The sequence below is a fragment of the Paenibacillus wynnii genome (assembly GCF_030812855.1).
Classification (GTDB): domain Bacteria; phylum Bacillota; class Bacilli; order Paenibacillales; family Paenibacillaceae; genus Paenibacillus_AQ; species Paenibacillus_AQ wynnii_A.
Genome location: NZ_JAUSTK010000026.1, coordinates 62,429 through 73,757, shown reverse-complemented (window position 1 = coordinate 73,757; position 11,329 = coordinate 62,429). Strand labels below are relative to the sequence as shown.

Sequence of the window (11,329 nt, the reverse complement as noted above, 5' to 3'; positions counted from 1 at the left end):
AAGACCTCCAGCGCCGATGGTACTTGGACCGAAGGGTCCTGGGAGAGTAGGACGTTGCCAAGCACATGAGACCACTGTTGATTCATTCAACAGTGTTTTTTTGTTATGCAAAAATTCAATAATGAATGAATTTGAGTATCTGAAGCTTGAGTCAAATAGCAGCTAAAGAAAATATACAGTAAGGTAAATCGGGTGAAGACCGTTATACGGACTACAGATCCCTTATGTTCTATAAATTGCTCGCTATGAAAGTTATGCGGACACAGATGCCGTTATTTGTGAATATTGGGCTATTTATAGCCGAGTTTTTGTGAATAAGGCCTTCTGAGTCCGCATAGATGAGGAATCCAGGTATTTGGAGTAAATAGAGTCCACTGGGTCCGTATAGCCTAGCCATTCATTCTGAGCATCTCTCCACACGTGTTTGTTCAACTAGAGGGGAGTGTGGCATACGACCGTTTATTCATTCAACAGTGGTTTTTTGTGTCCGTTTTTTGCTGTATAAAGTTGTGGATAACCCGAAATTTAATACAATATTTCAAAAGTTACCAACATGTGGATAAGAAATAAGATTTTATAGTAATCCCCAATATATGTGGATAGTGTAGATTTAAATGTGGATAGAGCGTAAAATGTAAAAAGTTAAACAGGCTAGGGGGACAATCTAATTGGACAATAAAAACAACCTTATATGGACAGAACAACATACAATTCATGCCAGTGATACAGACTATCGATCGGTAAGTAAGCTATCCTACATATTAGATATAATGCAACGTACTGCAGACTCGGCTGTAAGCGGATTAGGATTAAGCCTGGAAAGAATGCTGGAGGAAAGAATGGGCTGGATGATGATTACTCTTGATCTAGAATTTCAGCGCCTGCCTAAACAGAATGACCTTCTAAGCATAAGTACCTGGAGTAAAGGAACCAAAGGGCCACTATGGCTGCGAGACTATAGAATATTTGATAATAAAGGTACAGAGGTTGTAACTGCTCGTTCAGTCTGGGCACTCGTGGATATCGATAAACGCAAAATTCTTCGTCCCACTGCACTTCCTATTCAAGTGGAACCCTACACTGGTGATTCTGTAGGAGCTATCCCAAATAAAGTGACAATCCCTACGGACATTTGCATGGCGGAAGTTTATCAGTATCCGGTGAGATACAGCGGGCTTGATAATAATGGTCATTTGAACAATGCTCGTTATGGTGATATATGCTGTGATGTGCTTTCTTTATCCGAATGGGAGTTTGCTGAACTTCAACATTTCCGTATAACTTATTTGCAGGAGGCCAAGTACGGCGATGAAATTAGTATTTTGCGTTCACCTGTAACAAGTGAGGGAGTGTTCATTCGCGGTCAGAGTGAGGATAAAGTGTTTTTTGAGGCTTGTCTAGATTTTAAAGCGATTTAGTAGAATATCGAAGTACATATGAGGATAACAACTAAATTTAACTGCACTCTATACACTTATTCTTTGAAAATAAACCAGCAAAGTTAATATAAGTGTATTTGGTGCAGTTATATCCCACGAGAACCCATATTTACGCCCTAACTAGTGAAAATAGTTGCACAGAATACACTTATAACGTAGTATCCTTCGATACCATATGTTTTAAGTGTACAAAGTACAACTAAGTAGATTTGTTGGCGACCTTACGTAGGAAGCAGTAGGAAAACAGCAGGAAAAGTAGTAAATACATTAGAAAACAGCAGGAAAACAGCAGGAAAATTAGTAAATACATTAGAAAGCAGCAGCAAAACAGCAGCAAAACAGCAGGAAAGCTATAACCACCACTGTATCTGTCTAATCAACTTTAAATGAATAGAGAGCAATCCGAACTGAAAATAATCTTGAAAATGCTATAATAAATTCGAAATGGGAAGGGGAGCGTTATGAAAGTATTGGTATTGGCGGAGAAGCCATCCGTTGCGCGGGAGATTGCTCGGGTAATGGGATGCAGGGATAAACAAAAAAGCTATTTTGAAGGTCCGAAATATGTAGTTACCTGGGCCTTGGGCCATCTGGTGGGACTTGCGGAGCCTGAGGATTATAATCATAAATTTGCGACGTGGGCTATGGAAGACCTGCCTATTCTTCCGGAAACAATGAAGCTGAAGGTGCTGCGTGAGACCGGTCAACAGTACAAGGCGGTACAGTTTCTTATGAAACGGCAGGATATAGAGGAACTGATTGTGGCAACGGATGCTGCTCGGGAAGGTGAATTGCTTGCGCGTTGGATTATGAATATGGCGGGGTGGAAAAAACCGTTCCGGCGGCTGTGGATATCCTCTCAAACGGACAAGGCAATTATGGAAGGTTTCGCGGCGCTAAAACCGGGAAAAGATTTCGACCGTCTATATCAATCTGCGCGCTGCCGTGCGGAAGCCGATTGGATGATCGGACTTAATGTAACGCGGGCTTTGACCTGTAAGTTTGGTGCCCCCCTTTCAGCTGGTCGGGTACAGACACCGACACTTGGGATGATCATGGACCGTGAAGGTGAGATTACGGGCTTCCGTTCACAGGATTTTGATACAATTATTGCAGACTTTGGGCATTTTCAAGCCGGGTGGCGTGGAAGTAACGGAGACGGACGTATTTTTGAGAAAGAGAAAACACTGAACTTAAGTCATAAGCTCACCGAAGGAAATGGGCGGATAACGAAGGTGCAAAAAAGTGAAAAGAGTGAGCCCCATCCGCTCGCCTATGATTTGACAGAGCTTCAGCGCGATGCCAACAGGAAGTTCGGCTTCTCGGCCAAGCAGACCTCCAGTGTGCTTCAGCGTCTGTATGAGCAGCACAAACTGGTTACATACCCGCGTACCGACAGCCGCTATCTGACTTCTGATATGACAGGTACACTCAAGGAACGTCTGGATAGTGTGGCGGTAGGACCTTATGCTGCACTGGCACGTCCTTTGCTGCGTAAACCGTTGCCGATCACGAAGCGAATTGTGGATGACAGCAAGGTGAGTGATCACCATGCGATTATTCCTACGGAGCAGACGCTGATTTTGAATGGGCTAAGTACTGAGGAGCGGAAGTTGTATGATTTGATTGTACGGCGTTTTATAAGTCTGTTCTATCCGCCGGCCCGTTATGATGCAGTAGCCGTGACAGTTGATGTGGTAGGCGAGAGCTTTCAGGTAAAAGGAACTACGGTAAAAGATGCCGGTTGGCGTGAGGTTTACGGCGGAGATTTAAGTACTGAAGAGGATGACGAGAATTTGGCGGATGCGTCTGCAGCCAACAGTGTGAAGCTGCCGGAGCTGCAAGAGGGAGACGCTGTTACCATAAAACGCTGTATTGTCCGTGCGGGACGAACGCAGCCGCCGAAGCGTTACAATGAAGCAGCGTTGCTGACACAAATGGAGAAGCATGGTCTGGGAACCCCGGCAACGCGTGCGGATATTATTGAGAAGCTGGTAAGCTCCGACACGATTGAGCGTCAAGGTACTCTGCTGCATCCAACAGGAAAAGGGAAGCAATTGATTGGCCTGGTTGCGACGCAGCTGCGTACACCCGATCTAACAGCGCGTTGGGAAGCTGATCTGGAGAAAATCGCCCGCGGTCAAGGGAGCCCAGAGTCTTTTTTACAAGGAATCCGCGGTATGGCTCAGGAACTGGTCTCCGGTGTCAAAATTAGCGAAGTAGAATATCAACCGCATAATGTCTCCAGTAGTCATTGCCCTGAATGCGGCACACGTCTGTTGGAGAAGAAGAGTAAACGAGGTAAGCTGTTAATATGTCCTGCCGATAATTGCGGCTATACCCGTGCCGGTGAAAAACGGTTGTCGAACCGGCGGTGCCCGCAGTGCCATAAAAAAATGGAGCTGAAAGAAGGCAAAGCAGGCTTGTTTGTGCAATGCCTTGGCTGCGGAATTACAGAGACCATGGATAAAGATCATAAACATATCAATAAGCGGGAGCAGCAAAAGCTGGTTCAGCAATATAGCAAACCGGAGAGCATCGGCTCGAACCTTGGAGACCTGCTGAAGGCTGCATTGGAAGGCAAAAAGGATAATATTTAAAATATAGGGTCAATTGCAGGGAGCTTCTCGGCATGATAACAAGGCGGTGACAAAAGTGGCGGATCAAATACAAGCGGGTCAGTCGAAAGCTCTAGAGACCTCAAAGAGGATAGGGAGCAGCCGATTTTACTTTTTAGGAATCGTTTTTTTATTCTGGTTCTCTTCCTACATCTACGTTCCCGTGCTTTCTCCCTACGTGGAGCACTTGGGTGCCAACTATGTTATGGTGGGGATGGTTCTTGGTGTATACGGACTAATGCAGATTTTATTTCGTTTACCTATTGGTATCGGATCAGATTATATGAATCGGCGGCGGCCGTTTATTTTTCTCGGTCTGATCGCTAGCGGGGCCAGCTGTCTTCTATTTATGTGGGGAGTACAGCCGGGTTGGGCGCTGGCCGCTCGTGCTGTATCCGGTATTGCTGCCTCTGCATGGGTCGTGTATTCTGTGATGTTCGCGGGGTATTTTCCAAAAGAGGAAACCGGCCGGGCAATGGGGATGCTGCAGTTTACTACTGTAATTGCCCAACTTACGAGTATGATGATCAGCGGCTATATGGTAGAGCACTGGGGCTGGAATGCCCCCTTTTTAATCGGAGGGATTGTAGCCTTTGCTGCACTTCTGCTAGCTTTACGATTGCCAGAACAGAGACCGGAGAAACGGGAAAGTGCGATTAAGCTCCAGGACCTTACAGGTGTTGTGAAAGAACCTCTGCTTGTCCGGGTATCATTGTTATCTGTGCTGGCACACTGTGTTCTGTTTATTACGATGTTCGGTTATACCCCGAGTCAGGCACTGAATATCGGGGCGAGTAAAGAAAGTCTGGGCTGGCTAACGTTGGCATTTATGGTTCCTCACGCGGTGGCGACACTGTATGGTTCGCGTTTTTTCGGAAAACGCTTGGGGGATAGGGGCACCTTAATGTTAGGTTTTGCGGGAAGTGCGTTGTTCACTCTGCTTATCCCATCGATGCCGTCCCTTGGTGCTTTATGTGCGACACAGATCGGGAATGGATTTATGCAGGGGCTTATTTTTCCGCTGCTGCTTGGTAAATCGGTGTCTGGTATTGCTCCATATAAGCGTGCAACAGCAATGGGTTTTTATCAGGCGGTATATGCGATAGGCATGTCGGGAGGACCGTTTGTAGCAGGGTGGATAAGCTCTGTGTATGGTTTGACGGGAGGCTTTTGGCTAGGTGCGGTTGCGGCTGCGTTTGCTGCGGTATTGTCATGGGTATGGATTAAGGACGTGTCATGAAGTGTAAGGATAAGTGGTCTTTTGGCGAAAAGGGTAATATAATATAAGTAGGTAGGATGCAAGGAGGAGGAGCCGTAAGGAATGGTCAATGTAGTCATGTCGTGGTTCGTGGTTATCAACATTATCGGTTATGTGGTCATGTCCGAAGATAAGAACAAGGCCCGTAAAAGGCGGCAGCGCGTCCCTGAGAAAACGCTGTTTTTGCTGGCAGGGATGGGCGGAGCGTTAGGTGTGTTAATTGCCATGTACCGCAAGCGCCATAAGACGCGACATACATCCTTTAGGATCGGAGTTCCCTTGCTGCTTCTGCTGAATATCCTGCTCTATAGTTATTTTTTAAGATGACGGCATTATGCATCCCTTTTTAGTTAGACAAAACAGAAAATGAGGTGGCGTACATGTTATTCTCTAAAATTTTACTCGCCTACGATGGTTCTAAGGCTTCCAATCAGGCATTGGAGCGCGCAATAGAACTGGCAAAGGTAACTCCTGATTCAGTACTTCATGTCGTACACGCATTTGATTTCCCGAGATTTTTTATTGGGGAAGCTCTCGCGCCTCTACCGGCTTCCGTGAACAAAGATTATTATGATCTGGCAGTGCAGACAACTGAGGAAGTGAAGAGCCGGCTGGAAGCTGAAGGGCTTAATGCGGTAGTTGAGCTTTTACAGGGTTCTCCTGCAGAAATCATTTTGAGATATGCCAAACAACAAGATGTGGATGTAATTGTAATCGGCAGTCGCGGTTTGGGCGGAATTCGTGAGTTTGTTCTGGGCAGCGTTAGTCATAACGTAGTGCAGAGCTCCCGTATCCCAGTGCTGGTTGTAAAATAAATAGATGTTAAGAAGAGGAGCGCCCGTTGCGTTCCCCTTTTTTCTATAAAGGCTCTATTACAATCAAGAAGTGGCTGATTGAACTTTCTTACGACAGAATAAGCGATTATTAAGAATTTGAATCGTCCAAAAGCGAACATTTTATAGAGAGTATTTGACAATGTTCGTGTTTAAGTTGACATGGAGTGTAGGGCATTGTTAAACTAAAGTTATGAACAGCTCGTATAAAACCGGGGATATGGCCCGGAAGTTTCTACCCGGGAACCTTAAATTACCGGACTACGAGGAAATAGGATGATAGATTTAATCAGTAACGCCCGCGAATCGGGTATTTTTACTGTGACTTTCCCGCGTTTTATGCTGTCGAAATTCGCCGGCATGAGGGACAGTCATCTCCTAATTCCTGCAGTAGTCCGATCCTCCCGCATCAGAATGCGTCTGGAAATCGGGCTTTTTTTTCGGATTAGAGGAATAGATATCAATTCATTGAACAGAAGGTAGGTTGAATCATGTCTGTGCAAGTGGGTGTCATCATGGGCAGTAAATCCGATTGGGAAACAATGGAGCATGCCTGTAAGGTGCTTGAGGAGTTGGGGCTTTCCTATGAGAAAAAGGTAGTATCCGCACACCGGACTCCAGATCTGATGTTCAGCTATGCGGAGGAAGCGGCAGGCCGTGGTCTTCGGGTGATTATTGCCGGAGCGGGCGGGGCGGCTCATCTTCCGGGAATGGTGGCAGCGAAGACGATGCTGCCTGTAATAGGAGTGCCGGTACAGTCGAAGGCCTTGAACGGTCTGGATTCGCTGCTCTCGATCGTGCAGATGCCTGGTGGGATTCCGGTAGCTACAGTAGCGATCGGCCGTGCGGGGGCTGTTAACGCAGGCCTGTTGGCCGCTCAGATCATCGGGGCTTTTGATCCTGAAGTGCAGAGCCGGGTACAACAGCGACGTGATGCGACCCGTGACGAAGTACTGGAAAGCAGCAACAGTCTATGAGACCAGAGGAGTTTAAGGTGAGCGGGTCAGACAACCCCCGGACTTTGGCACCCGGGGCAACGATTGGCGTGCTGGGCGGCGGCCAGCTCGGGCGTATGATGGCGCATGCGGGCAGCGCCATGGGCTACCGCTTCGTGGCGCTGGACCCTGCGCCGGATGCGCCCTGCGGGCAGGTTACGCCGCAGATCATCGCGGCGTATGACGACCAGGACGCGGCGCGGGAGCTGGCGCAGCGCTCGGACGTGATCACGTACGAGTTCGAGAACGTCGACGCAGGCGTAGCCGCGCTGCTGACGGAGGAATCGTACGTGCCGCAGGGCAGCGCGCTGCTGTATACGACGCAGCATCGGCTGCGCGAAAAAGCCGCCATCGAGGCGGCGGGCGTTCCGGTCGCCCCGTACCGGAAGGTGGGCAGCCTCGCGGAGCTTACAGCCGCTGCTGCCGAACTGGGACTGCCCTGTGTGCTGAAGACAGCCACAGGCGGCTATGACGGCAAGGGACAAGCCGTCATCCGTCACGCAGAAGAGCTGCAGACCGCTTTTCAACAGGTGGTACCTGACTCTGCGTCAGCGGGTTTACCGGAACTGGTCCTTGAGAAATTCATTACTTTTCAATGTGAAATTTCTGTAATTGCTGCACGAAGCGCATCCGGGGAAGTAAAGAGCTTTCCACCCGCGGAGAACATTCATGTGAATAACATTTTGCATCTCTCTATTGTACCTGCACGGGTGCCTGAGAAAATTCAGCAAAGGGCGTGCCGGTTAGCGGAGACTTTGATAGATGGACTGAGCGCTGTTGGACTGCTGGCCGTGGAAATGTTCGTCACAGAAGACGGTGAACTGTTCGTCAATGAGTTGGCTCCCCGCCCCCACAATTCGGGGCATTATACTATGGATGCCTGCGTCACCTCGCAGTTCGAGCAGCATGTACGGGCTATCTGCAATTTACCGCTTGGGGATACAACATTGTTGACCCCTGTAGTAATGGTGAATGTATTGGGTGAACATATAGATGGAACGGTGGAGCGCCTATGTAAAGCGGATGATGAAGCAAACAAGCTGGGTATTGCACCTAAGCTTCATATATATGGCAAGACTGAGAAGAAGTTCGGCCGCAAAATGGGCCACATCAACCTGCTCTGCAAGGATACCGGAGACGGAATATCTTGGGTAGAGCAAACTAACCTTTGGAGGAAATAACAAACATGATCGAACGTTACAGCAGACCTGAGATGCGGGCCATTTGGACCGAAGAAAATAAATTTAACGCGTGGCTGGAAGTGGAGCTTTGTGCTTGTGAAGCATGGGCCGAGCTGGGAGTGATCCCGCATGAAGATGCGGCGAAGCTTCGGAAGGATGCTAAATTCGATATCGCACGCATTGACGAGATTGAACTAGAAACACGCCATGATGTTATCGCCTTTACTCGTGCGGTATCCGAGAGCCTAGGAGCGGAACGCAAATGGGTTCATTACGGACTTACCTCTACGGATGTAGTAGATACGGCTGTAGGCTACCTGCTGCGTCAGGCGAATGAGATTTTGGAGAAAGACATTATTAATTTCATTGAGATTCTAAAAGATAAAGCAATAGCTTACAAAGATACGCCGATGATGGGCAGAACTCATGGTGTGCATGCCGAGCCAACGACTTTCGGTCTCAAGATGGCGCTTTGGTACGAAGAAATGAAACGTAACCTGGAGCGTTTCCGTCATGCTGCGAACGGTGTGCAGTTTGGTAAAATCTCTGGCGCGGTTGGAACCTACGCTAACATTGATCCGTTTGTTGAAGAGTTCGTCTGCCGCAAGCTGGGTACGAGCCCTGCTCCAATCTCCACACAAACACTGCAGCGTGACCGTCACGCTGAGTATATGGCGACTTTGGCTCTGGTTGCCACTTCGCTGGACAAGTTCGCCACTGAAATCCGTGCCCTGCAAAAGAGTGAAATCCGCGAGGTGGAAGAAGCTTTTGCTAAAGGACAAAAAGGTTCGTCAGCTATGCCGCATAAGCGCAATCCAATCGGCTGCGAGAACATTTCCGGCCTGTCCCGTGTTATTCGCGGGCACATGGTAACTGCCTATGAGAACGTCCCACTGTGGCACGAACGCGATATTTCGCACTCCTCGGTAGAACGCATCATCCTGCCGGATGCAACTATGCTGTTGAACTATATGCTGAATCGTTTCGGGAACATTGTGAAGAACCTGACTGTTTTCCCTGAAAATATGAAGCGCAACATGAACGCCACCTACGGAGTTCCATTTTCCGGCCGTATCCTAACCAAGCTGATCGACAAAGGCCTTAGCCGTGAGCAAGCATACGATACCGTTCAACCGCGGGCAATGCAGGCTTGGGAGGATCAAATCCAGTTCCGCGACATCGTGGAAGCCACACCTGAAATCACGAATGTGCTCACCCCTGAAGAGATCGAGGATGCTTTCAATCCTACTTGGCATCTGAAGCATGTGGACACCATCTTCCGCAAGCTGGAACTTATCTAAAAAAAGGTAAGTTAGTGGTGAAGTAAGGATCGTAGTAATAAAAATAAACTGGTTAAAGAGTAACGTAGAGAAATTTTGGAACCGTAGAAGCGTCAGCGTTCGCCTTTATCCTCAGATTTCAACCGATATGTTCGGTTCAATTAAGAAGTCTGAGGATAACAGCGATCGGAGGTCCAAACATTTCTTGGAGTTACTCGGCTGAGACCAGTCCTTTATAAATGAAGATCATTAGTTCAAGGGAGGAAAGGTCATGACATCACCGGCCGTATCCACAGCCGTGGAACTCATCAATGCGCCGCTGCTCTATAAAGGAAAGGTCCGTGAACTCTACGATTTGGGGGACGAAGTACTAATCGTTGTGACGGACCGCATATCGGCGTTTGATTATGTACTGGACCCAGCGGTACCTGAGAAGGGGAATGTGCTTAACCGGTTAAGTGCTTATTGGTTCGGACAGACCAAGGACCTGATAGACAATCATGTCGTGCATATCGATGTAGATCAGCTTGGGGACATCGTTAAGGATAGAGAGGCTCTAAAGAATCGGGTTATGGTCGTTCGCAAAGCGGAGCGGATCGATATTGAATGCGTCGTTCGCGGATGTATCACCGGCGGAGGATGGCGGCAGTACGAGGAAACAGGCAAGGTAAATGGCATTGAGCTTCCTGTAGGCTTACGCAAAAACGCGTTGCTGGCACAGCCGATTTTCACACCTGCAGCCAAGAATGATGTTGGCCATGATGAGGACATTCCTTTTGACAAAATGAAAGAGTTAATCGGAGCGGAGCTGGCGGAGGAGTTGAAGGAGAAAAGCCTGATGCTGTTCGCTTTTGCCAGAGATTATTGCGCGGAGCGGGGAATTATTCTTGCCGATTGCAAATTCGAATTTGGTCTGCTGGACGGTAAGATCATCTTGATCGATGAGATTTTCACACCGGATGCTTCACGCTTCTGGGCTAAGGACAAATACGCTCTTGATATTGAGATAGACAGCATGGATAAGGAGCCGGTTCGAACCTATCTTTCCGGATCTACTTGGGATAAAAATAGCACGCCTGATCCACTTCCGGTTGAAGTAGTAGAGGAAACCACTCGTCGGTATTTAGACATATATCATCGTCTTACTGGGAAGTCTTTAATTTAATTGCACATTTTACAGTTATTTCGGCCGACAAGGTCTGTGTTTTGACTTTAGATGTACTTTGTACAACTAAGTGGAGTGTGGATTAGCTTTTAGCAGAGTTTAGAGGGATATAGATGTACAGAGTGCAACTAAACTATATTTAGCGGGGAAAAGAGACCTTTTAAGTGTACTTTATACAGTTAAAAGTTTTTGCCTCAAGTAAGGCCTCCAGAGATTACGTGATTTAAGCATAAGTTCTCATTGCGGGTAAGATGTCGTCGGTTTCCACGTAACCAAGGTGTGCTAATTAAATTTTAGGAGGAAATACAAACGTATGTTAAAAGCGACGGTGTATGTAACCATTAAAAAAAGCGTGCTTGATCCACAAGGGGTAGCGGTACAAGGGGCACTGCGTTCCGTAGGGTTTCAGGAAGTAGAAAGCTTGCGTATTGGTAAGTATATGGAAATGACGCTAGATACGGACGACCGCGCAGTTGCTGAAGAACGCCTTAAGGAAATGTGTGAAAAACTGCTTGCCAACACGGTGATCGAGGATTACCGATACGAATTGGAGGACTAAA

At 47.6% G+C, this 11,329-nt stretch carries 11 protein-coding genes and 1 riboswitch; all 11 genes read left to right on the top strand.

Translation table 11 applies throughout. The annotated features are described in order from the left end of the window. Positions 1 to 668 precede the first annotated feature (668 nt). The 11 genes from J2T20_RS20200 to purS all read left to right on the top strand — a co-directional run bounded on the left by J2T20_RS20200 (position 669) and on the right by purS (position 11,328). Positions 669 to 1,418, top strand: a complete 750-nt coding sequence (locus J2T20_RS20200; protein ID WP_307591138.1) for an acyl-[acyl-carrier-protein] thioesterase — start codon at positions 669 to 671, stop codon at positions 1,416 to 1,418. A 482-nt stretch (positions 1,419 to 1,900) separates the two neighbouring features. Further along, on the top strand, positions 1,901 to 4,039 hold the full coding sequence (locus J2T20_RS20195; protein WP_307591137.1) for a DNA topoisomerase III: 2,139 nt from the start codon (positions 1,901 to 1,903) through the stop codon (positions 4,037 to 4,039). A gap of 55 nt (positions 4,040 to 4,094) precedes the next feature. After that, positions 4,095 to 5,297, top strand: a complete 1,203-nt coding sequence (locus tag J2T20_RS20190; RefSeq protein ID WP_307591136.1) for an MFS transporter — start codon at positions 4,095 to 4,097, stop codon at positions 5,295 to 5,297. Between the two features lie 81 nt (positions 5,298 to 5,378). After that, a complete protein-coding gene (locus J2T20_RS20185) occupies positions 5,379 to 5,642 on the top strand; it encodes a DUF1294 domain-containing protein (protein ID WP_307591135.1) in 264 nt (87 codons plus the stop codon). A gap of 53 nt (positions 5,643 to 5,695) precedes the next feature. Continuing rightward, on the top strand, positions 5,696 to 6,130 hold the full coding sequence (locus tag J2T20_RS20180; protein WP_307591134.1) for a universal stress protein: 435 nt from the start codon (positions 5,696 to 5,698) through the stop codon (positions 6,128 to 6,130). A 200-nt stretch (positions 6,131 to 6,330) separates the two neighbouring features. Next, positions 6,331 to 6,432: riboswitch (purine riboswitch) on the top strand. Next, positions 6,425 to 6,631 carry a hypothetical protein gene (locus J2T20_RS20175; protein ID WP_307591133.1) on the top strand — a complete coding sequence of 69 codons (207 nt, stop codon included), beginning with the start codon at positions 6,425 to 6,427 and terminating at the stop codon, positions 6,629 to 6,631. It overlaps the preceding riboswitch by 8 nt. Positions 6,632 to 6,639: 8 nt before the next feature. Then, entirely contained in the window at positions 6,640 to 7,125 is a 486-nt protein-coding gene (purE, locus tag J2T20_RS20170; protein WP_307591132.1) for a 5-(carboxyamino)imidazole ribonucleotide mutase, read from the top strand. Then, positions 7,122 to 8,324, top strand: a complete 1,203-nt coding sequence (gene purK, locus J2T20_RS20165; RefSeq protein ID WP_307591131.1) for a 5-(carboxyamino)imidazole ribonucleotide synthase — start codon at positions 7,122 to 7,124, stop codon at positions 8,322 to 8,324. The genes purE and purK overlap by 4 nt, the downstream gene beginning before the upstream one ends. A gap of 5 nt (positions 8,325 to 8,329) precedes the next feature. Then, complete coding sequence (gene purB / locus J2T20_RS20160; RefSeq protein ID WP_307591130.1) at positions 8,330 to 9,625, top strand: adenylosuccinate lyase; 1,296 nt, start codon at positions 8,330 to 8,332, stop codon at positions 9,623 to 9,625. 250 nt (positions 9,626 to 9,875) lie between these two features. After that, positions 9,876 to 10,769: a phosphoribosylaminoimidazolesuccinocarboxamide synthase gene (locus J2T20_RS20155; protein ID WP_307591129.1), complete on the top strand. Its 894-nt coding sequence runs from the start codon at positions 9,876 to 9,878 to the stop codon at positions 10,767 to 10,769. A 313-nt stretch (positions 10,770 to 11,082) separates the two neighbouring features. Then, on the top strand, positions 11,083 to 11,328 hold the full coding sequence (purS, locus tag J2T20_RS20150; RefSeq protein WP_036650383.1) for a phosphoribosylformylglycinamidine synthase subunit PurS: 246 nt from the start codon (positions 11,083 to 11,085) through the stop codon (positions 11,326 to 11,328). Position 11,329: the final 1 nt, after the last annotated feature.

Coding starts and splice junctions, on each gene's coding strand:
- J2T20_RS20195 (WP_307591137.1), top strand. CDS start 1,901: ATGAAAGTATTGGTATTGGCGGAGAAGCCATCCGTTGCGCGGGAGATT.
- J2T20_RS20185 (WP_307591135.1), top strand. CDS start 5,379: ATGGTCAATGTAGTCATGTCGTGGTTCGTGGTTATCAACATTATCGGT.
- J2T20_RS20180 (WP_307591134.1), top strand. CDS start 5,696: ATGTTATTCTCTAAAATTTTACTCGCCTACGATGGTTCTAAGGCTTCC.
- J2T20_RS20175 (WP_307591133.1), top strand. CDS start 6,425: ATGATAGATTTAATCAGTAACGCCCGCGAATCGGGTATTTTTACTGTG.
- purE (WP_307591132.1), top strand. CDS start 6,640: ATGTCTGTGCAAGTGGGTGTCATCATGGGCAGTAAATCCGATTGGGAA.
- purK (WP_307591131.1), top strand. CDS start 7,122: ATGAGACCAGAGGAGTTTAAGGTGAGCGGGTCAGACAACCCCCGGACT.
- purB (WP_307591130.1), top strand. CDS start 8,330: ATGATCGAACGTTACAGCAGACCTGAGATGCGGGCCATTTGGACCGAA.
- J2T20_RS20155 (WP_307591129.1), top strand. CDS start 9,876: ATGACATCACCGGCCGTATCCACAGCCGTGGAACTCATCAATGCGCCG.
- purS (WP_036650383.1), top strand. CDS start 11,083: ATGTTAAAAGCGACGGTGTATGTAACCATTAAAAAAAGCGTGCTTGAT.